This is a genomic window from Brevibacillus sp. DP1.3A, assembly GCF_013284245.2.
Classification (GTDB): Bacteria; Bacillota; Bacilli; order Brevibacillales; family Brevibacillaceae; genus Brevibacillus.
In genome coordinates, this window is the sequence record NZ_CP085876.1 from 4,797,271 (window position 1) to 4,820,738 (window position 23,468).

Here is a 23,468-nt window from a genome sequence, read left to right on the forward strand (position 1 = left end):
ATTAGGGTACAACCGTAATCGTTATCGTTTTAAACTGTCCGCCGTAAAACACCCTAGCCTCTGTTGTTCCAGGGTTCATCCCATGCACAACGCCTTTCACGATAAATCCAACCCTAGAATCTACCACCGAGTAAATGCCTTGTGCTGTTACATCCAGCGTACTGCCGTCCTCTAATGTTGCTGTGACCTTAATCGGTTGCGTGCTGCCAGCTCGTACCTCCACCTTTTCCATATCCACATGTAATACGGTTCCTTTTGGTGGAAGCGTCACTGCATGCTTGACACTTTTTAAAATGTTTCCATTATCATCATGAATGAACGTTACGGATTCTACGCCATTTTCTTTAATCGCCTTTATCCGATTGTTTTGATCGTAAACGTACTCATAAAGAGTTCCACCAGGGAGGGGAGCAAAAACAGTAAAGGAAACACTCACCGGATAACTTTCGGTATTGGTCAATTTGATCGTGTAGCTGCCCATCCCCAGCTCATAATTGATTTCGGAAGGAGTTGGCGTCTCTTTTGGTGTTACAGCATTTCCATTAGACAGTACCGAGACAACCGGATATTTATGTGTCTGATTTTTCAATTGTGTCACCATGCGATACTTGCCAGGAATGGTCGTATTCATGGCCATCTCTACCGTTTGACCAGGCTGAAGCGTAATCTCCTTTGGTTGGTTAAAGGTAAAGGCCTCTCCTCCCGGCTTTGCCAGAAGCGTAGCGTAGAAGGAATCCTTTGCGACAATCTTTACATAATAGGTTTTTCCTGCAACAAATACGGGGTTGACTCTTCCATTCGCTCCCGCCGCAATCTCCTCATGTGGCTGCAAGCTGGCCGCTTTATAGACGGAGAGGGTTGCATTTGCAGGTGAACCCGAATCGTTGTTTAACGTGAATGAATAGCTTCCATTTATTCCTGCAACGATTTTCATGTATTTCGCCTCATTTGCAGGGAAATACATTCGCACTGGGCTATTCTCGACCATTCCGTTAAAATTGCCTTCTGCTGGTTTCGTTTCAACCGTAATCGAACTGCTGTAGCTGCTAATCCCGGCTGAAGTATACGCCCAAAGTCTGATGGTATAAACACGAGCAGGCTGAAGCCCCGTGATCGTATGGTTAGTGACGTCGCCCACTTTTTTAATACCACCGCCATCGATTTGGATTCCGTAGTCAATGGCACCTACAGATGGACTCCAATAGATTTTGAGTGAGTTGGTCTCGGCCTCTGCGTTAACGATACTCGGTGCATCCGGCTTGTCTTCTACTGTTAAGCTTCCTCCGTAATAGGCCACAATCGGCTCTGTCACTTGTATATTTTCGTACGTGCCTGATCCGATTTCCCGCCCCGTCCAGTTCAGCTCCCACTGACCGGATGTTCCTGTTGTTGTGAATTTTTTGGCAGGATCAAAGGGGACCACTTTGGCTGCAATCATTTCTCCGGAGGTAAGCTTCGTGTATGTTCCATCCAATGTAAAGGTGTCATCAAGGTCCATGACTCTCTTGGCAACTGGCGTGTAGATCACGATTTTCGGAAGTGCTTCTTCCAGTCGAACGGAATAGTTAACAGCTGGTGTCCAAGCTCCCCGGTTATCCTGCGCCTGCACTGTCCAGTAAATGGTCTGGTGCAGCATATCTTTGGTAAGGGTGAAGGAATATCTGCTAACAACCTGTCTGTTTTGGGAAGCCTCCGGGATCAGCTCTTCTTTTTCACCGAGCTCGTTTCCACCTGGCGTGAAGCCCACTCGTAATTTTGTCGAAACGATTTTGTCCGTGACATCATTTTCATTGAGCGTATAGTTGATGACTCCTGTAAGCCCTCTGTCCAATGTGACAAACTCCGTACTGGATACGACAGGAGCTTGATTGGCAGCCAGAACACTGAAATTCAACTTCGCAGTTCCACCATAAACATAAACAGGCGTCTTCGGCATAATCGAGCGAATTCGGGCTTCCACTCGGGCATTTTTCTCGATCACACTTGTATCAAACACGTAGGAACGTGCTGTACCTGTCAATTTTTCGCGGATCGTCGAGGTAACATGCCCACCTTCGCTAATATAAATGAGCAATTCTTGCGATTCGATTTTACTAGAGTGCCCACCGTAGCTTGCATATTCCCAGGTCAGTGAAACCTTTTCTCCTTTTGAAATTTCGGTTCCATCTTTCGGAGATTTCCACTTCGCGACAACCACAATGTCTTCCTTTTCGGCTTGCGCTCTCATGTCCAAGGTGAAGTCTACTTTTTCACTGAGTGATCTTCCGGACTTTTGGTCGACTGCCCAGACACGGAGAGAATACAAAACATCCGGTTTCAGGTGATGGATGGCCAAGTTGAACAAAAATGGTTGGTGCTTTTCCGAAGCCGTAAATCTCGTCAACTCTTGTGGATCTTCATCATCCAGCTGGTACCAAATGTTTACCTGATCCCCCACATTCGGGTCCATGGCAAAACCTGAGATCGCAACAACATCTTTGCCATCGACGGTAGAGACTGCTGCTCCCACAGCGGGAGAGGTCAAATAGATTTGAGGAGCCGCATTATCCTTAACGGCATTACTCATGTAGGTAATTTCAGGTGTCCATTTTAGTAAATCGCCGATGCTATTTTCTTTTTGATCCACTTGAAACAAGAGCGCATCTCCTTGCTCTACCTCTAGTTCTTCTTGGATTTCCACACCAATTTCATCGTTGAATTCGATGGCTTGCCAGCCAGTAGCCGGCCAAATTTGATCATCGTTTTTCAGCAATCGGACGTTTACCCCATCGCCCTCATCGACTTGAATTTTGGAAATCCAACCGCTGACCTGGATTTTTCCTGATCGTGGTGCTTCCCATTTGATGACAGGGTTTGAGCTGCCAACTCTTATCCATGTATTCCCGATGGCCGTATCGTGATTACTCTTCCATTCTTCTGTTTGCTTGTTCCACGTCAAATCAGCTTGACGATCCCCTGACACCTCTTGATAGGACCAATTGTCCTTGCCTTGCTGATCTGAAAATTGCAGCCAATAGGTGTACTTGTCATGAATCGGCTTCACAATCGTGATCGCCTTTTCCATACTGGTCTGTTTCCCGTCTTTTTCCGTCACCAGCACAGTCAGCTGATGTTGACCCAAGTCGACATCATTCACTTCTAACAGATACGAAAAACCGGGTTTTACAGGGGGTGCCTCTGGGTACATTCGCAAAATATCCGGGCGTTCCAGTCCATACTTCGCCTCACCCAATGCAACGCCATCCATCAGCACTTCGATTTTTTCCACTTCACCAGGAGTCATGAACCAGCCTGTTATGTTATAGCTACCACTAATCTGTTCATTCTCTCCTGGAGCATCAATCGAACCTGTCGTTATCAAAGCGCCGCCCTTTACATGAACAGGCACTTGCTGGACGATGCCAGCAAAAGTGACGGACAGAACGGTATTCCCTGACGCTAGGCCCGTTATCACACCAGTTGCGTCTATTTTTGCAATGGCTGGATCTTGAATCGCGTAGATGACTTGACCCGTTACGTCCTTCGTACTCTTGTCGCGATAAGATGCTACAACAGTGAGAGAAGCGGTCTTTTCTTTCTCAAGATCCATTTTGGAAAGATTGGTAGTAAACCCTGTTACAGGGCCAATCGTTACTTCTTTATCGAAGACGAGGCTTTCTACTCCCTTTTTGTTGGTTACTCGTACGGTTATTTTGTGCTCGCCTTCATTGAAGCGCATTGTATCGAGCAAATATTGAAATCCTGCATTTGTATTTTCATAGCGCGGATACAGGGCAAAAATGTCTGGGCGAGGCCCGCCATATACTGCCGTTCCTTGTAGCTGCCCATCCACCAACACTTCTATTTTGGCTACACCGTCCGGATCAAGGAGCCACCCCTGAATCGTTGTGGTTCCTCCAATTTCTGGTTTGTCTATCGGAATGTCGAACTGTCCTTTTGCAACCAGTGGTCCAGATTCTGTTTCCGTCACAACCACTGGAATGGTTAGGGTCTGACCTCCATAGCTGACTACGATCTTGGTCATTCCCACTTCGAGTCCTGTGACGATCCCCAGTGGACTCACGTGGATCACATTGGAATTCTCGTACGAATATACGGCTTGGGTAGTCACATCTCTTGGACTTTGACCAGCTGAAGTTGCGGTAATCTGTAGCTTCTGCATCGATGATTTTGCTAAGCTGATGCCCGATTCCGTATGCTTCAAACTATCCGCCGGAGCTACTTCTCCAACCACGAAGCTTTTCTCTGACAACGGGTACTGTTTTCCTTCGCTATCCGTGACCACGACAGATACCGTATGAGGGCCAGCTTGCAATTCGGACAGATCCACCGTATAACCGAATCCAGCATGTGTATTCTTATAGTCTGGATGCAGCAAGGCAATGTCAGGACGAGCTATATCCGAATTGGCTTGTCCAACTTCTTTTCCATCAAGGAAGACTTGATAACGCGAAGGCGTAGAAGGATGCAAAAACCAACCCGCTATCGTATACGTACCATTGATAATCGCGTCATTTGCTGGCGTTTCTATTTCGCCGATTGGGCTTAGCACTTCTGCTACTGTAATGACGACTGGTATCTTGATACTCTGATTTCCGTATTTGATCGTAAGGCTCGTATTGCCTTGCGCCAGAGCCGTAACCACACCGTCTGGACTCACCTTTGCAACAGATGGATCTTCTATGGTGTAAAGGGCTAGCTTGGTCACATCCTGCTTGCTCTGATCCTCCAGCTCTGCTTTGACAGTGAGTGGATGTGTCTTTCCTTGAGAAAGCTGCAGCTCGGCGATATCTACGTGCAATCCAATTGCCGATAGCAATTCGACCACCTGAACGTTTCTTGACCCCAGCATCGTTTGATTACCATCCTTGGCTGTTCCGCGAACAGAAATGGTATGCCTTCCTTTTTGGAAAAGGCCTGTATCGAGGCTGTAATGAAATCCAACGTTGCTACCCGGTAAAGAAATATCCGTAATCTCGATTTCGGGACGAGAAACTCCATACGTGGCTTCCCCGATTACAACGCCATCCACCAACACCTCAATGCTCGAGATGCCGCTTGAAGCGATAAACCAGCCTGTTACAGGGTAGACTCCGCTAATCGTCGAATTGTCGAGAGGACTGTCCAATCCCCCTTGGGAAACTCCAGCAGCTGCTTTAACCGAGATCGGTATCGTCAGCACTTGTCCCTGGTAGTCGACAATCACCGTGGTCTGTCCGATCCGAACACCAGTGATGATTCCGTGATCGGAAATGCTGGCAACCGTAGAATCCTCAAGGGAGTACTTCACTTCTCTTGTTACATCTCTCATTTGGTCATTTTGCAAAACAGCCGAAATGAAAAGTTGCTGTGTATTCCCTTGGGATAGTTCGACCTTGCTTACATTTGCAGCTATACTCTTGGCTGGTTGTGCACGCTCGATGGACACGGAGCGCTCTGCCAGGACTTGCTCTTTGCCTTCCTGATTCACAGCCATCACCGTAATAGTGTGCTGCCCTTCCGTTATTGGGGCCGTATCCAAAAAATACTGAAAACCAGAAGTAGCATTTTGATAAGCTGGATACGCCTGCGCAATATCAGGTCGCGGTTGCCCGTAAAGAGCTTCCCCAATTAATTTCCCATCTACATGGACCTCTATCTTTGATACACCTGCCGGATCTAAATACCAGCCTTTCAGGAGAAAGGCTCCCGTCATTGTGGAATGGTCGACCGGACTCTCTACTTCCCAACGCGGTATGAGTGCGATTTTTTCCTGGATCGTGACAAGAATCGTGATGGCTTGTCCTTCATAACGAATCGTCACAATTGCTGTTCCCAGTCCTACTGCTTTTACGAAACCAGTTGGAGATACCGTTACGATACTTTCATCCGAAGAAGTGTATGCAGCCAGCATCGTGACATCTTTTAGCGTTTTATCTTCGAGAATCGTAGAGACAACGAGCTGATGCGTATTCCCGGCCGTTAGCTCTAGCTTGGAAACATCAGCATGAAAGCCTTCTACTGGCTGCTTGGTGCCAATATAGAACGTATTTCCTTCGATAACCGTCTGCTCTCCATTCTTGTTTTGAATGGCAAACGTAATCGTATGCAATCCTACGCTCATTTCTCTTGTATCTAGGTTAAAATGAAAACCTGCGTTTCCATTTTGATACGCTGGATACTTGGCCTCAATATCGGGTCTTGGGTCACCATAGATTGCCTCTCCAACCTTTATGCCATCAACCATGATACTGATTTGAGGCACTCCTGCTGGATCTAGGTACCATCCCTTCATTTCATACGTACCGACAATTAATTCACCATTTTCCGGGGTATCAAGACCGCCAGGTGGGGTCAAAGGTACATTTTCACTAACCACTACTGGGATTTCGATCGTCTTGTCTTCAAACTTTACGATCAATCGCGTCTCACCAATGCCAGTCGCAGTCACCAGTCCTGTTGGCTTTACTGTTGCGATTTTTTCATCGTTACTGGCATATTTTGCTTCCTCGGTAATGTCTTTGATCGTGTCATCTGTCATCTTTGCCTTGATCTTCAATGGATAGCTTTGCCCTACGGAAATAGCCAGTTCGCTACGAGAAGATTCAATCGACTGAATCCCGATAGACTCTGTATTTCCTAGATCCAAAGCTTTTTCCAGGTTCACCAGCCCTTTGCCATAAAAACGTGGCTCCCCTAGAGGTGTTGCACTCTCTACCAAAATATCCCGTACATCATTGTTGGTTACCTTTCCCTTCTTCGACCAAATGACTGCTGCGGCACCAGCCACATGAGGAGCAGCTAAAGAAGTACCCGAGCGCAATTCATATCCTTTTTGAAGGGAAGTGCTTAAAATATCCACGCCCGGAGCCATCAGGTCCAAACCCGTTCCTACACTGGAGGTATCAGCACGCTGGTTATCCCGATCAACGGAACCTACCGACAAGGTTTCCGGATAATGTGCCGGGAATAATTGAGTATCCTCCCCGAGACCCCGATTTCCTGCTGCTGCAATGACCAGAATTCCATGCTCATTTGCCCTTTTTATTTGGTCATGCAACGCACGACTGTCCACGGAGCCACCCGCACTGATCGAGATGATATTCATGTCATTCTGGATGGCCCATTCTATTCCCTGAATCATACTCGAATACTTGCCATGACCTTTTTCATCAAGAACTTTGATTGAATAGATTTCCGCTTCTGGCGCGACTCCTACTATTCCAAGACGATTGTCTTTGCCAGCGATCACCCCAGCCACAGCGGTACCATGACCATGGGCATCATCATAATCTGCTTCATCTTCTACATAGGAAATGCCGCCACTCACTTTCAAATCCTCATGACGAGAGATTCCCGTGTCTAAAATTCCTATTTTGATATTCTTACCTAAGTAATTTCTACTGTGCGCTTGAAGTGCACCTACATGCTCGACTCCCCATGGAATCTCCTGTTTTTCTGTCAGGTCGATCTCTGCTAACTCTATGTCACTATCTTCTTCTATGTACGCGACATTTCGATCTTGAGATAATTCCTCCCTTTCGCTTTCAGTTAAGGTAGCGACCATCATGTTGGAACTGAGTTGTTGCACAGACATTCCCTGGATAGCGCTCCTTTTCGTTCGTTTACTGTCCTTGAAACCAATCAAGTATGTTTTGCTTTTTTCCGTTGCACGCACCTGCTCAGGAATCGTTTGCAAAAACAGTAAAGAGAGCAATATAAATACGTTGCAAATACTAATGGAACGGATGAATTTACTGTTCATCTCTAAGACTCCCTTCCCCGTACCGGTTCAAAACCGAAAGAAAATAAGTACAGGTAAAATTATTGAAATATTCCTTAAACACACAATTCGAATTATAATGAATTCCTTATATTGGATCAACAGGAAATAAAGACAAAAAAAGACGTTCTTAGACAAGAACGCCTTCCATCTTTCCTTATTTATCCCCTCATCTGCCCCGCAATCGTCAAATGCGCCTCACCTGCTACACGAATAACAGGCTCCTCTCCAGATCGATCAACCGTTACATACAGCTTTCCTGCTCGACCAATCGCATGGCCTTGCCCTACGACAAGCTGTGTCACTTTTCCAGCAGGCAGCCTTTCTTCCAATGCCAGATAGCCAGCCAGTGCCCCGTTTGCAGCACCTGTTACGGGATCTTCCGCAATCCCGATCGCAGGCGCAAAATCCCTTGTATACAAGTCATAGCCTTCAGGCGCATCCCACGTAAACAAATGGGTGGTTGTGATGCCGTGTTCCCTGTTCATTTCTGCTAGCGACGAAAACAATGGCTGCGCTGCATCGATTGCCTGACGGGTGCAGACTGGAACGAGTAGATGCCTATTGCCAGTGGAAGCGAGCTTCATCGGATAGCGATCGTCCAGATCAGCCGATGTTATGCCAACCAACCTCGCAACCTCTTCTCTGTCTAAATCAATCTCCTTCACAGAAGGCTTGATTTGGGTCATTTCCACTCGCTGTAACTGACCATCCTCCATCACCAATTGAACAGGAATCAACCCGACGTTTGTCTCAAACACGATACGGCTACCCTTTTCCAACCATCCGCGCTCTGTTGCCAATAGCCAAGCAGAACCGACTGTCGCATGGCCGCAGAAATCGATCTCAACCGAGGGAGAAAAGTAGCGAATACGAAAATCGGCTTCTGGATGGTCGGACGGCATCAAAAAGGCAGACTCCGGAAGATTCAACTCATTGGCAATTTTCCGCATTTGTTGTAAAGTCAAAGTACCTGCTTCCGGGATGACACCTGCGGGATTGCCTGCAAACGGCTCTCTCGTAAAGGCGTCCACATGGTATACGCTCACATGATTCATGGTTGTTTCTCTCCTTTTGTTAACGAATGCTTCTCATGCTTTTCATCTTAAAGTGATGCAACCGCGCTGTAAAATGAAGCTTTCGCATACCAACCATGATAAAAACTTCATGAAAGGAGGAGATCCATGACTTTGTTTCAAATGGAGGTCCTTGTGGCTGTCACGAACGCTGGCAATTTCACGCGAGCTGGAGAACAAATCGGATTGAGCCAGTCGGGAGTGAGTCATACCATCGGCGCACTGGAGAAAGAGCTCGGTATTTCCTTGTTCACCCGAAATCGTGGCGGGGTTAAGTTGACCGTAGCTGGCGAAAAAATCGTCGCCTCTGCCCGGACCATATTGGAAAACGTCTCGCTGATCAAACAGGTGGCTGCCGAATCAAGCGAGCATTTGGAGGCAACGCTCCGGATTGCTTCTTTTCCCAGCGTAACAGCCGAGCTCCTGCCAAAATTGCTAAAGGCGATGCAGAGTCACTATCCGCATATACAAACAAAGCTATATGAAGGAAGCTATCAAGAAATAAAAGAGTGGGTTCGCTCAGGGGTTGTCGATGTCGGTTTTCATGTGTGGCCCGATGACGAGCTGGAAGGAATCCTGCTGACGACAGACGCCCTGCATGCTGTCGTTCCAGCCAATCATCCTCTGGCAAAAGAGCGCTCTCTTACCTTGGAGCAATTAGCCCGCGAATCGTTTCTCATGCCCATGGCGGGTTGTCACTTGTTGATTGGCGCGGAGTTTTCCAAGGCTGGACTTACGCCGAATGTTTCCTATGAAATCGCTGATAATACAACGATACTGGCCATGGTAGAAAGCGGTGTTGGAGTGACAGTCGTTCCGTCACTGACTCTACCAACGCAATTACCCGATGTCGCTGTCATAGAAATCACACCGCCTCTCTCTCGGCAAATCGGCTTGGCTGTACGCTCACTTCGTGAAGCCCCGCCTGCCGTTCAAGCATTTTTGCGGGAAGCAGAGCGCATTGCACCCACATTATAAAAAGGACGTGCTTCTTCGTTGAAAAAATGGCTCATTCTACTACTTGCTCTCTCCGTGATCAGCAGTGTGATTTTAGGAATTACCATTCAATCCGGTACGTTGGTGCCATTGATTAACCAGAGCTTTTTAATCGGTCTTTTCCTATTGATCGTTGGGAGTATTGCCGTCGTTACACGTTCTGGATTTTTCACTATTTTTCTGCGTGGATTCAAGCAGCTGAAAGGGATGTTTTTTCGCAAGCCGCACATGATGGACAGTGACATCGTTCAGGCAAACGATCCAGCCTTCGTGGAAAAAAAGGAGCTCTTTGTACAAACCGGGACGTCACTGCTGCTCACGTCTGGCACCAGCTTGATCGTTTTCTCGATCGTTCTTACCTGTTTCTACTATCTATAATTGCACAAGAAAGGGCTGGCCCACCGATTGGGAACAGCCCTTCTTCTACTCTTACGACCCTATCAAATGACATGCCACCCAATGCCCAGGTTGCGCCTCCTGCCACCTCGGCACTTCTTCCGCACAACGAGGTTGTACGAGTGGGCAGCGTGTACGAAAACCGCAACCACTCGGCTTGTTGGCTGGACTCGGCAAATCTCCCTGCAAAACAATACGCTCACGTTTCACCGTCGGGTCAGGCACTGGCACAGAAGAGAGCAAAGCCTGCGTATAGGGGTGCAACGGACGAGCGTACAGCTCATAGCTCGATGCAAGCTCGACCATTTTGCCGAGATACATGACGCCAATCCGGTTGGAAATATGTTTGACCATGGACAGATCATGTGCGATGAACAAATAGGTCAATCCGCGATCATGCTGCAAGTCCTCCAATAAATTGACGACTTGCGCTTGAATCGAGACGTCGAGTGCGGAGATCGGCTCATCGGCAATGATAAATTCCGGTTCTACTGCCAACGCCCGTGCGATACCGATCCGTTGGCGCTGTCCCCCACTGAATTCATGCGGAAAACGCTGCGCATGATCCTTATGCAAGCCCACTAGATGGAGCAGTTCCGCCACACGCTCTCGTCTCATCCCGCGATTCAAATGATGGATGTCCAAGCCCTCTGCAATGATGTCCTCCACGGTCATACGCGGATTCAGACTTGCTTGTGGGTCCTGGAAAATCATCTGGGCATCCCGATTGAACTGCCCCGCTTCTTTTCCCCGAAGCTGATGGACATTCTTCCCTTTGTACAACACTTCGCCATCTGTATGTTCATACAGACGAATAATCGTCCGGCCTAGCGTAGACTTCCCGCAGCCACTTTCGCCGACCAGACCGAACGTCTCCCCTTTGTTGATCGTAAACGAAACACCATCGACTGCTTTCAAATCAAATCCCGTTCCAACTGAAAAATACTTCTTCAAATCGCGAACATCAAGCAAAGCTTCTGTCATACTCCCTGCCTCCCTGCTGCCACCAGCTCCTCTATTCGCGGTGCCCGTGGATCGTGGAGCCAGCAAGCTGCCTGATGTCCACGCCCGAATTCGCTCGTCACGGGCATCTGCTGTTCGCATATCTCCATCGCAAAATCACAGCGGGCAGCAAACGGACAGCCGACTGGCGGATTGAACAAATCTGGAGGGCTGCCTTCGATGGGAATCAGCCGTTGCTTTTCACCCTCATCCAGACGAGGGAGGGAGCGCATCAGTCCCCATGTATACGGGTGACGAGGATTCGCAAAAACGTCCTCAACCGTGCCTGTCTCAACTACCATCCCCGCATACATGACAACCATACGATGAGCGATCTCAGCCACTACCCCCAAATCATGCGTAATAATCACGACCGATAACTCCTGTTCCTCTTGCAGTCGCCTGAGCAAATCCAAAATTTGCGCCTGAATCGTCACATCCAGTGCTGTCGTCGGCTCATCAGCAATCACCAGCTTGGGTTGGCAAGCAAGAGCAATCGCAATGACCACACGCTGACGCATCCCTCCGCTGAATTGGTGCGGGTACTGATCGATTCGCTTTTCCGGATCGGGAATTCCTACGAGTGAAAGCATCTCTATCGCTCTCTTTCGCGCTTCCTCTTTTGATACTTGGTGACTGCGAACGAACCCCTCTACGATTTGTGTCCCTACCTTCATCGTCGGATTGAGCGCTGTCATCGGGTCTTGAAAAACCATGCCGATCTGCGTTCCGCGAATACCCAGCAGCTCTTTTTTGGGCAGGTGACTGATTTGGGCTCCTTCAAATACAACCTTTCCCCCGACAATTTTTCCGGGTGGATTGGGGATCAATCCCATAATCGCTTGAGCCGTAACACTCTTGCCACATCCACTCTCTCCTACGATGGCAACCGTCTCCCCCTTATCCACGTAAAAGGAAACGCCCCGTACGGCTTGAACCTCGCCACCATACGTCTTGAAATTCACCCGCAAGTTATCGATTGTCAGCAAATGCTGATTCATCCTCATTCCCCCTGTCGTCTCTAATCGCGTAGACGCGGATCAAGCGCATCCTGCAAACCGTCGCCGAATACGTTGAAGGCGAACATCGTCAGCGAGATCATCAATGCTGGGAAAAACAGTCGCCACCAATCGCCCGTCAAAATAACGCCCAAGCCATCGTTTGTCATCGTCCCCCAACTGGCGACGGGAGCTTGTACACCAAGTCCAAGAAAGCTGAGAAAAGATTCCGCAAAAATCGCCGATGGAATCGTAAAAGTCAAATTGACGATAATGACGCCAAATGTGTTGGGAATCAGATGCTTTAGCAAAATTCGTGAAAACTTCGCTCCCAGTACTTGGGCAGCCAGAATGAACTCTTGATTTTTCAATTGCAGGATTTGTCCGCGCACCAACCGCGCCATGCCGACCCAGCCAGTAGCAGACAGAGCAATAATAATCGTCAACATTCCTGGCTCCATCACGACCATGAGCAAAATGACGACCAGCAAATACGGCAGCCCATACAAAACCTCGATAATGCGCATGATGATCGTATCGATGCGATCCCCTCGTTTGCCTCGTCCTGCCATATAGCCTGCAATTCCCCCGACTGTCACTCCGATGACTAGGTCGATGAATGCCGCGACAATACCAATCGTCAAAGAAATCCTCGCCCCATACCACGTACGGGCAAACATGTCTCGTCCCAGCTCATCCGTACCGAACCAATGCTCTGCGGAGATTTCCTGATTTTTAGTCAGCAAGCTCTGGTCTGAATAACTGTACGATACGAGGTTCGGTCCAATGATCGCCATGCCAACCAAAGCGAGAATAATGAAAAGGCCGAGCATAGCCAGCTTGTTTTTCAGCAGCTTCCGAATGACCTGCTGCCCATTGCTGAGACTCGGTCGTGCAATGACATTCGCCTGCGTATTTTTCGCCATCGGGCGAAATAACGGGTCCACTTTGTGCTCCATCGCCACAGTTTATCTCTCCTTGTTGGTCAGCTTGATCCGCGGGTCAATCAGGGTGTATGCGATATCAATCAGGAAAATGGTAAAAATCAGAATCGCACTGTAAAAAATAGTCGTACCCAAAATGACCGGATAGTCACGGTTGAAAATGCCGTCTACGAAATACTTGCCAATGCCTGGAATCGCAAAGATTTTCTCCACGACAAAGGTACCCGTTATCAAACTGGCAATCAAAGGTCCGAGAAAGGTGACCACAGGCAGTATCGCATTGCGAATTCCATGTCTGACGACGATGATAAACATGGGAATCCCCTTTGCCTCTGCTGTTCGAATGTAGTTCTGGTTCATGACTTCAATCATGCTGGCACGCATGTAGCGGGTAATGACCGCAACTGGACCAAAGGCGAGCGCCAGTGACGGAAGTATCGTATGCATCCAGGTACCCCATGTCGCAACGGGAAAGAGCGGCAGCTTGATCGCGAAAAAATTGATCAAAAGCGGTGCCATAATGAAGCTCGGGATCGCTACTCCCAATACGGCAAGCGCCATGGCAACGTAGTCCAGCCATTTGTTGCGATTGAGCGCTGCGATGATACCCAATGATATTCCGAAAAGGAGTGCGATCCCGATCGCTTGCACACCCAACCACGCAGATGCAGCAAAGCCATCGGAAATCATGTCATTGACTCCACGAGAGTCTGATTTGATGGATGGGCCCAAGTCGAGCATTAACAGATTTTTCAGATATAAAACATATTGAACAGGCAACGGCTCGTCCAAGTTGTATTTGGCGCGTAAATTATTGAGAATTTGCTCTGGCAGCTGATCCGACTCGGAGGCAAACGGATTCCCCGGAATGGCATGCATCAAGGCAAACGTCAGCGTCACGATAATCCAGAGGGTGACGAACATCATCAAAATACGTTTTACCAGATAGTTTGACATAGAAGTCCTCCTCGTTTACTTAGCCAGCTCGTAAATGGCATGCGCGTATATCGCCATGGCACGCAGCAGGTCGTCAATCTCGGCGTATTCATCAGTCAGATGGGCCATGGATTCCTTGCCTGGAAAGAGCGGCCCGAAAGCAACACCATACGGCATGATTTTGGCATAGGTAGCTCCTCCTGAGGAAAGAAGGGTCGCTGGTTCTCCCGTGTGCTCCTCGTACACCTGCGACAAGGTTTGGATCACAGGATGATCTTTGGGTACATAATGCGACTTGGATGTCCGCAAAGCAGAAATCGTCCAGCCCAGCTCTGCAGTCCTTTGCTTCAATTTCTCAACGTATTCCTCACAGGAGACAGTCGCCGGATAGCGTAGATTGAGCCGAACTGTCCCTCCTGCGCTGGAATCGTAACGCAAAATCCCCGCGTTGACCGTCAGTTTGCCTGACACTTCATCCTCGCAAGCCATATGTAGATGGTGAGCAAAATAATCTTCATGCAGGACATCAGCCAACATCGTAAGAAAGGACAAACAGGAGCCACCAAACGGGTACGAGCGCAAAAAAGTAGCCAACACGGTTCCCGCATTCACGCCTTGGAATGGCGCCATCCCATGAGCTGGCTTTCCTGCGAGCGTGAATTGCAACTGTCCCAGCCCTACCAGTTCCATACGACCAGTTGTGTGGTTTTCATTCAGAAATATTTCCCACTCTTCCGCCAATCGAGAAAGGACGACCTCCTGCCGTGCCTGAGAGTCCAGTCGTACAAGAGCGACTGCTTTTTCGGGAACACTGTTGCCTTGATCACCGGAGACAAATGACGCTAACTGCCATGCTCCATTTCGCTCGATTGCTTCCATCACTGGAATCGTCAATGTCGGGTTGATCTGTCCCTTCTCTGCATGTGTCATCGGGAAGGAGGAATCAGGTGAAAAGCCAATCGGCGGGATACGATCATGCCGGGCAAAATGCTTCATGCACAACCAGCCGCTCTCTTCATCTGTTCCGATGATCATTCGCACACGTTTGGTCAGTGGCAAACCTGAATCCTTGACCAACTTCAACGCATAGTAAGCAGCCATCGCTGGGCCTTTGTCGTCAATCGCTCCCCGCGCATAGATGCGACCGTCGCGAATGCTCGGTTCAAATGGCGGGGTCGTCCAACCTTCTCCCACAGTGACGACGTCGATATGAACGAGCACACCGATCTCTTCTTCCCCGTCGCCAAACTCGATTGTCCCTGCGTAACCATCCAGGTTTTTGGTCTGGAAGCCATCCAGCTCACCGCGTGCGAGCATTGCTTCAAGCGCCGCTGCAACACCTTCGCCAAATGGCTTTCCTTCTTTTGCCGTCGTCATGTCTTCGATGCTGTTAATGGAAAGAAAGGATTTCAAATCATCCAGGTACTGCTCTTTTTGCAGAAGCGCTAGCTGCCTCCAGTAATCGCTCATATGCGTTCCCCTGCTTTCATCCGATGTAGATAGGCAAGAAACGATTCACCTTTCGAGGAAATCTGACTCCCTTGTCTTCCTTTTCCCACTTGAATCAGCTCATCCTGCTGCAAAAGCTTCAGGCGATAGCGCAGCTGTTGCAACGTAACCGAGTGACCTTTTTCTTGCAACTGCGCAAGTAGCGTATAGCGTCCACCGCTTCCTTGCCCCAGCTCCTGCAAAATAGCCGTGATTTCATCCAGAAATCCTCGTTTTTTATATTCAGTGACGATGCTCTCACATTCGTTGTTTAGACCATCTACAGGCAACGGCGCTTCCGGTATTTCCCGCAGAAACGGCAAATGATACGGATACGCTTCATCCTCTACGACGTGTGCTAAATACTCGATCACATTTTCGAGCTCGCGAATATTTCCAGGCCAATCGTACTCATGGAGCGCCCGCATGGCTTCATTGGTCAACGTAAAAGGTGGGCGGCGCAAATCATAGGAGTATTTCTTCATAAATTGATGGGCCAACCACGGGATATCCTCCCGTCTGTTCCGCAGCGGCGGCAAATGAATCGGCAAGATATTCAGGCGATAATACAAATCAGCACGGAAGGCACCTTCCGTAATCATCCGCTGCAAATCTTGATTCGTTGCTGCGATGACGCGAATATCTGTCGGGATGATCTTGCTGCCGCCTACACGCATAATCTGGCGTTCTTGTAATACACGCAGCAATCGGTTTTGAATAGCCGCGCTGGCATCTCCGATCTCATCAAGAAATATGGTTCCTTTGTGGGCTAATTCAAACCAGCCGATATGTCCACCTTTACGCGCTCCGGTAAAAGCTCCTTCTTCATAGCCGAACAGCTCGCTTTCCAAAAGAGATTCCGATATGGCAGCAAAGTTGACCCCAACAAATGGCTCTCTTCGACGTGGCGAAGCATTGTGGATAGCCTGGGCGAGCAATTCCTTCCCTGTCCCTGTTTCTCCCAGCAGCAGCACAGTGGAGTTGCTTCTTGCGATTTTGCGAGCAATCTGAATGACTTTTTGTACAGGCGCACTCTCCCCATAGAAATCATCAAATTGGTATTTGGCTACCAATCCTTTGCTGTAAAGACGCATGCGATAATCATGCTCCAGCTTTTCAATTTCTGCGGCCTGGCGAAACAAGAGCAGACTCCCGAGAAAGCTTCCTTCCATGACGATGTGCATTTTGCGGAAAAAGTAGGTTTTGTTCGCCCAATCTACCAAAACATCCTTGTTCTCTTCACACTGCCGGATCAACTGATAAAAATTCGCAGGCAAGCAATTGGACGCCCGCTCACCGACGACTTCATTCCCTTCCATCTGTAACGTATCGATTGCTTTCTGATTGACAAAACGGATGTTTTCTTTTTCATCCATAGCAATCACTGCGTCCTCGATCCGATTGACGATGGCCTCCAAATATTTGCTCAACAGATGCGCATGCTGAATCTCGTTGTTCAGCTCTTTGGTGATATCGACCAACGATTGCATGGCTCGTGCGGTCACCTTTTGAAAATTGCCGTATTTAAAATGAGAGTAGATGGCAAGCCACGTAGATAAATCGATGATCCGATATCCGATATCGACAACTTTGCGAATATGCGGAGGGACATGCTCTGCCTCTCCTGGCGTTACCGCAATCTCGATGTCAGGGGGATAGTCAGAACCTGGATAGTAGGGATACAGTTCAAAATCCATCCCAGAGGCACGCAGCAATTCCACATTTTCTTCAGCAGTCTCCTTGGTGTCACTGACGAGAAGCACTTTCACGCCTTTTGGAATCTCCAGCATGCCGCGCAAATTATGGTACGGCAGCATTCGCTTGGCAATGATGATGCTGGATTCTTTCGGCACATACGGTTGTACAAGTGGGACGATGCTTTTGGTAGATACAATGACGAGGGCACCAGGCGTGATCGGGCGTAACGGAAGCTGATCGACTCGGATCGCCTCGACATGGATATCATCGCCGATTCCCAATTCATGATACTGACTAACGACGGACTGTAGAAACTCATCCATTCTCGCAATAAATATGATCGATTTTTTGTCCATATCAGCCGCTCCAAGATGTAAAGTGAAGACAAGAACGTTTCGAATATTCGCTCTTGTCTTCACTTATTTTACTTATTATTTATTGCCGATTTCTACCCATTTGTAATCAATCGTGCCGACTGGATGGCGAATGATGCTTTTTATGTTTGGTTGCTCCATAAACACTTTTGTCCCGAAATAGATAGGTACGAGTGGCATATCATCCATGAAAATTTTCTCCGCGTCATGCATGAGCTTGAAGCGCTCTGTTTCGTCGGCAGTGTTGCGAATCTTCTCGACCAGTGCGTCATACTCTTTGTTGCTGTAGTTGACACGGTTTCCAGGATGGTCAGTCACGAACAGCTCAAGGTAATTGACCGGGTCTCCGTAGTCGGCAGGGATCGTCGAGCGGGAGAATTGAAGACTGCGGGCACGCTGTTCAGCCAGGAATACTTTCCACTCTTTGTTTTCCAGCTTCACATCTACCCCGAGATTTTTCTTGTACATTTCCTGCAAAACTTGCGCGATGGCCTTGTGCGCATCACTGGTGTTATACGTCATGGTGACAGGTGGGAGGGTTGTCCAGCCCTCTTCTTCCATCCCTTTTTTCAGCAATGCTTTTGCTTGCTCTACATCGTTATCCTTGAAGAAATCCCCGCCCTTTGTACGGAAATCCGCTCCGTCTGGCTCAGGGAAGCCCAATGGCACGTGAGCCATAGCGGGTGTTTGTTTTCCTTGAACGACATTGTCGATCAAGGTTTTGCGATCGATGGCCAGCGCAAATGCTTTCCGAATGTTGGCGTTAGTGAATGGAGGCATTGCAGTGTTCATCCGGTAGTAGTAGATGGACGCTTCCGTCTCTACCTTTGCTTCTCCAGAATCAATCAACTGTTTCTTCATATCATTGGGAACGGTCTGGATCATGTCGAGCTGACCTGTTTTGTACATTTGGAATTGCGTATTTTCGTCGTTGACCATGACAAACTCGATTCCCGCATATTTGATCGAATCACGGTCCCAGTAGCCGTCGTTTTTCACCAGCTTCACTGATTGATCATGAACCCAATCTTCCATTTTGAACGGTCCATTCGTCACGATGCTTGCAGCGCCTTCCGCCCATTTCGGATTACTCTCCACGACTTTTTTATTCACCGGGAAGAAGGTCGGCTGCGTCAGGATGTGGAGGAAGTAACCTGTTGGCGCCTTCAGCTTTACCTCAAACGTCTTCTCGTCTACGGCTTTTACCAGTACGCTATCTGCATTTCCTGTTCCTTTGTTGAACGCTTCTGCTCCATCGATGTAATAGGCGAGGAAAGCAGACGGGAATGCATTGTTCGGATCGACAATGCGCTTAAACGCAAACTCGAAATCCTGCGCTGTCACTGGTTCACCATTCGACCATTTGCTATCGCGCAGTGTAAAGGTATACGTTTTCCCATCCTCACTCACTGCCCATTTCTCGGCCATGGCTGCTTGCGGCTTGTGATCCTTGTCCAGTCGGACCAAGCCTTCCATTGTGGCATTCAACACTTCGTTGGAAGTACTGTCAAAGCCCTTTGGCGGATCGAGAGAAGGTGGCTCGGTCTTCAGGTTGAGCTTTAGTTTTGCAGCAACATTTGCTTGTCCACCTGTATCTGTGGACGCTTGACCTGCTGTCCCTCCCCCTGCTGGCTGTGTCGGCGTTGTCGACTGACTACAACCTGTAATGGCAAGGACAGTGACAAGTGCAGCGGCACTAAGCAGCTTCCATCCTTTTCTCATGTTCATTGCATGTGACCCCCTTTTCTTTTTTAAACAACAAGTAGCCTTTGTTGCTTTATGAATAAACGGCACTGCTGGGAATGCCATTTATACATGTAAAGAAAAATCTGTCTTGGCGAGACGCAAGGAAGTCTCGATCCGTCCAACAACGTTACCACTCATGTTTGTAATAGGCGGGTTGGTATATTCCCCGAGCGCATCCAAAGGACCGTCTAGGCCGATTCCCAGTTGACGAAGCACTTCATTGACGACCGGGTTGATCGCCCGTGGTCCTCCATCCTCGATTTTGATGGCAATGCCCAATCCTGTTTCTCTATCGCCCAGGCAATACACCGACTCGGCGCCTGCCTTCCCTACGATCCGACCACCAAAGGCTGACATGAGGTCTGTGCAATATCGATTCTCGCCTCCGACCATTTCTGGATGAGCGGTCATGGCATCCGTAATACGCTGAACGGCTTTTCGTCGCTCGGGATTCTCGATCACCTCAGGTCTCGCCAGCTTGGCGAATGCCCACGCGTAATGGGCAAGCGGCAACTGATGGACAGGAACTCCACATCCATCTGTTCCGAGGTTGATTTTGTCTTTGGGGTAGCCTGTTATGTCCTCGACTACTTCGAGAATCCGCTGCTGCACTGGATGCGTAGGCAAATGATAGGTAGTCACGTCCTCCCCCATATGTGTCGCGGTGGCAATCATACCGGAGTGCTTGCCGGAGCAATTCGAGAATATAGGCGTAAGCGGCTTGCCCTCCCGAATCAGCTGTTTGTAGCTCTCCTCATGACGTGGCACATGTGTCCCGCATTGCAATGCCGTTTCTGGCTGACCTGCTCGCGCAAGCATAGAGAGCGCCCGCGTGCGATGGCGTGGCTCTCCACTATGAGAAGCGCAACAGAGCGAAAGATCAGACGGCTCAAGACCATACCGATCTGCCGTCCCCGTCTCGATTACCGGAATTGTCTGCAACGGCTTCATACTGGAGCGTGCATATGTAAGGCGATGGGGATCACCGTACGAATAGAGCAATGTCCCCTGCGAATCAACGACTGCGATATGTCCGAGATGTGAGCTCTCTACCTGTTCTCCCCGGTATACGTTGGCAACGACGTTCATAGCAAGTCTCCTTTGAGTGCGAAAGTTTGAATGTTTGCACTTTTCTAAATAAGCAAATAGTGTGCCAATAACTGAAAAAAGAACGCAACAGGCGGAGTTTGGCTATTTTCCAGCGAAAAAGATCAGCCCTTTCCCTAGTATGGAACAAGAATAGGCTAACTCATTGAAAGAAATAGGTTCACCTTAAAAAGTAACAGGGTGACATTTCCATTTTCATTTCATAAAGGAGTTCTGTCAGATCACTGCCATAAGTCTATGAGCCACCGCGTTTTAGCAGAAAGTTTTATATGTGCAACAAAAAAGAAAGACGTTCCCTATGAAACGTCCCTCCTTGACCCTTGCTGTGATCCTACTTTGACAGCACCTAATCCTGACTCGGGAAGATCGAGGGGCATTGTCGAGGAAAACCGAAAGACGGACAACGGAAAGAGGGGGTAGGAGTAGGAGCAGGGATGTTATTTGGACGCGGCGAGCAAAATTTCCCCAGCACCTCCATTTTGACTTCCGCATGTACCTGAATCTCCTTGCAGATGATCACTTCCAATTCCACCCTTCCACCAAGCAAAAAGTGCTCATTCGGTGTGCACTCGATACCTGTGATTCTGCAGGAGATATTGTTTTCGTCCAAAGGCTCAGGCAAGCATAGGATAACTTCATCGTCGAACATGACCACAACCGGGAATTCGAATAAAAAATCACCGTTCGCGAAGACGCGGAGTAGGACAGTTGCTTGGAAAACAAACTGTACCATACCTGCCAGAAAAGTCGTTTGATTGACCGTCATCTGTACTCTGCGAACGTTGACAATGCTGCAGGAAAAATCGGAGACAGACTTCGTGTGTGAGCGTTGAAAGAGCGGAAATGGCGGAGGGACGACAGGCTCTATACATTGAATAGAGATGTCCTGACCAGATTGTATAGCTTCATCAACCACCGGAAGGAACTCATCAGGGATGGATACCTTGCTCCGTTCCCGGTTCGTAGATACTACCCAGTCGTATACCTCTTGTACCATGATGCATCTAGCCTCCAGATTGTTCGGGATCGGAGGCGTAGCAGTTGGAAATACGTCCGTAACTGTAACGGTAAACGAACAGGAGCTCGTATTTCCAGCCGCATCCGTTGCCGTGCATGTCACCACTGTCATTCCCCGCGGAAACGCCATGGTCTCAACCACTTCAGCTACAGGTAAGGACGGGAAATGGTGAACGACGCCGGACGGACTGCAGGAAATTGAAACGATGCCACAGCCAGGACTTGTCGCTGTTACCATGTACGTTACCGTGCCGAAATCCACACCTGGATCCGTACCGGTGCTCATATCAGGGGGACAGGTGATGGTGGGGGGTTCGACGAAAGGAAAACTGATGATGACCTGACCATTGCCAAGCCCAATCCTCGTCAAGTTAAGCTGATTGCTCCCCCCGTTGAATGAGCCACCTCCTCCACCGAGCCCAGCGACTAGAGGAAACAAGGGATCTAATCCGTTTCCGCCGCCGCCACCACTAAAGCCTCCACCACCTCCACCGCCACTAGCTCCGCCTCCGCCACCTCCTCCAAAACCGCCAGTTCCGCCTCCAGCATCAGGTGCTCCACCCGCGCCACCGGCATTGATCGCGGTTCCGCCGCCGCCTCCACCTGGGGAGGAAAAACCATTTCCAACAATGCCTGCTCCACCGCCTCCTCCATCGTCTGGCGCTCCCGCACTACCACCTAACCCATTGATCCCTCCAGCTCCGCCAGCCGCTCCGGCCGTTCCACTTGTGGTTAGAACTGCATCCCTTCCAGGCAGTAAATTGGCTTGCCCGCCTCCGCCTCCCGCTGCTACGAGCAGATTGGCTGCTGTCACCGGGTTTGCAGTCCGCCATACAAATGTACCACCACCGCCGCTTTGACTACTTCCCATTCCTCCAACCAAAACGGTCAATACTTCACCGGGCGTGACGGAAAAATCCCCCTGGATGAACGCTCCTCTGCCAAAATCAAATAAACCTCCGCCTCTCGCCCCTACCGCCTGAATCGTCATTGAAGTAACGCAAGGAGGGACGACGAAGGTCTGAAGCTCGCCCGTAAAATTGAGTGTAACAGCCGCAAACGTGATGACTACGATACCATCGCCTGTTCCCACACCAGAAACGTTTTTTTGATTGATTCCGGCATTAAAGGAACCTCCACCTCCACCTCCTCCGAATGATTCCACAAGGTTTGTACCGCCGCCACCTCCACCGCCGCTATATCCTCCACCGCCTCCGCCACCTGCGCTCCCTGCCCCGCCGCCGCCAAAACCTCCAGTACCTCCCCCGGCACCCCCAGCATTAATAGCCGTTCCTCCAATAGCACCCGTGGAGCCGTTGGCACCGTTTCCAACGATACCTGCTCCTCCAGCACCTCCTCCCCCTAGGAATCCGCTGCCCCCTCCACCTCCGAGGCCATTCACTCCCCCTGCGCCACCTAATGCCTCGTTTCCAGCTTGACCAGATATACTAGACTCATTCGCATTGCGGCCTGTGGAGCCTTGAGTACCGCCACCTCCACCACCTGCTGCAATCAGAATGTTGGCTGCAGTAACGGGACTCGTTGTGCGCCAAACAAATGATCCGCCGCCTCCACCACCTGCAGTTAAGTCATCGCCACCACCCGCTCCGCCTACGAGGATAGACAATACCTCACCCGGTGTCACGGGAAAGTCGCCCTGAATATACGCCCCCCTCCCTCCAGTGGTGAGTCCGTCACCGCCTCGGGCGCCTACCGCCCGGATCGTCAACGAAGTAACGGTTGGAGGGACGATAAAGGTTTGAATGGCGCCCGTAAAAGCAAAATTCTGTGTTGGCATTGCCCACCATTCCTTTCCAAGCATGGTTATACACACATAATTACCCACTTCTATATATATGTGTTGACCCTAGATGCGACATAGGCGAAAGAAAAGAAAAAGACGTCCCATAGGCAGGACGCCTCGTCAC

At 49.3% G+C, this 23,468-nt stretch carries 13 protein-coding genes; 2 read left to right on the top strand and 11 right to left on the bottom strand.

Going from position 1 to position 23,468, the window contains the following annotated elements:
* Position 1: 1 nt before the first annotated feature.
* Positions 2-7,744 (bottom strand): S8 family serine peptidase, encoded by a 7,743-nt coding sequence (locus tag HP399_RS21985; protein ID WP_173618985.1) that lies wholly within the window; start codon positions 7,742-7,744, stop codon positions 2-4.
* Between the two features lie 179 nt (positions 7,745-7,923).
* Positions 7,924-8,820: a PhzF family phenazine biosynthesis protein gene (locus HP399_RS21990; protein ID WP_173618986.1), complete on the bottom strand. Its 897-nt coding sequence runs from the start codon at positions 8,818-8,820 to the stop codon at positions 7,924-7,926.
* Between the two features lie 126 nt (positions 8,821-8,946).
* Between HP399_RS21990 and HP399_RS21995 the strand changes: the two genes are divergently transcribed.
* Together HP399_RS21995 and HP399_RS22000 are read left to right on the top strand one after the other, a co-directional pair.
* On the top strand, positions 8,947-9,816 hold the full coding sequence (locus HP399_RS21995) for a LysR family transcriptional regulator (protein WP_173618987.1): 870 nt from the start codon (positions 8,947-8,949) through the stop codon (positions 9,814-9,816).
* An 18-nt stretch (positions 9,817-9,834) separates the two neighbouring features.
* Complete coding sequence (locus HP399_RS22000) at positions 9,835-10,212, top strand: DUF3899 domain-containing protein (protein WP_173618988.1); 378 nt, start codon at positions 9,835-9,837, stop codon at positions 10,210-10,212.
* 51 nt (positions 10,213-10,263) lie between these two features.
* Here HP399_RS22000 and HP399_RS22005 read toward each other — a convergent pair whose 3' ends face one another.
* The 9 genes from HP399_RS22005 to HP399_RS31095 form a co-directional block, all read right to left on the bottom strand.
* Positions 10,264-11,214 carry an ABC transporter ATP-binding protein gene (locus HP399_RS22005; protein ID WP_173618989.1) on the bottom strand — a complete coding sequence of 317 codons (951 nt, stop codon included), beginning with the start codon at positions 11,212-11,214 and terminating at the stop codon, positions 10,264-10,266.
* Positions 11,211-12,233 carry an ABC transporter ATP-binding protein gene (locus HP399_RS22010; protein ID WP_173618990.1) on the bottom strand — a complete coding sequence of 341 codons (1,023 nt, stop codon included), beginning with the start codon at positions 12,231-12,233 and terminating at the stop codon, positions 11,211-11,213. Before HP399_RS22010 ends, HP399_RS22005 begins: the two co-directional genes overlap by 4 nt.
* Before the next feature lie 20 nt (positions 12,234-12,253).
* Positions 12,254-13,189 carry an ABC transporter permease gene (locus tag HP399_RS22015; RefSeq protein ID WP_173619260.1) on the bottom strand — a complete coding sequence of 312 codons (936 nt, stop codon included), beginning with the start codon at positions 13,187-13,189 and terminating at the stop codon, positions 12,254-12,256.
* 9 nt (positions 13,190-13,198) lie between these two features.
* Positions 13,199-14,131 carry an ABC transporter permease gene (locus HP399_RS22020; RefSeq protein WP_173618991.1) on the bottom strand — a complete coding sequence of 311 codons (933 nt, stop codon included), beginning with the start codon at positions 14,129-14,131 and terminating at the stop codon, positions 13,199-13,201.
* A gap of 15 nt (positions 14,132-14,146) precedes the next feature.
* The gene (gene pepV / locus HP399_RS22025; RefSeq protein ID WP_173618992.1) at positions 14,147-15,580 is read right to left on the bottom strand and encodes a dipeptidase PepV; all 1,434 of its coding nucleotides are present in this window, start codon (positions 15,578-15,580) and stop codon (positions 14,147-14,149) included.
* Positions 15,577-17,652, bottom strand: a complete 2,076-nt coding sequence (locus HP399_RS22030) for a sigma-54 interaction domain-containing protein (protein ID WP_173618993.1) — start codon at positions 17,650-17,652, stop codon at positions 15,577-15,579. Before HP399_RS22030 ends, pepV begins: the two co-directional genes overlap by 4 nt.
* 75 nt (positions 17,653-17,727) lie before the next feature.
* Positions 17,728-19,398 (bottom strand): peptide ABC transporter substrate-binding protein, encoded by a 1,671-nt coding sequence (locus HP399_RS22035; protein WP_173618994.1) that lies wholly within the window; start codon positions 19,396-19,398, stop codon positions 17,728-17,730.
* 81 nt (positions 19,399-19,479) lie between these two features.
* Complete coding sequence (locus HP399_RS22040; RefSeq protein WP_173618995.1) at positions 19,480-20,505, bottom strand: asparaginase; 1,026 nt, start codon at positions 20,503-20,505, stop codon at positions 19,480-19,482.
* Between the two features lie 364 nt (positions 20,506-20,869).
* Positions 20,870-23,338 carry a BMQ_0737 family morphogenetic spore coat protein gene (locus tag HP399_RS31095; RefSeq protein WP_173618996.1) on the bottom strand — a complete coding sequence of 823 codons (2,469 nt, stop codon included), beginning with the start codon at positions 23,336-23,338 and terminating at the stop codon, positions 20,870-20,872.
* Positions 23,339-23,468: the final 130 nt, after the last annotated feature.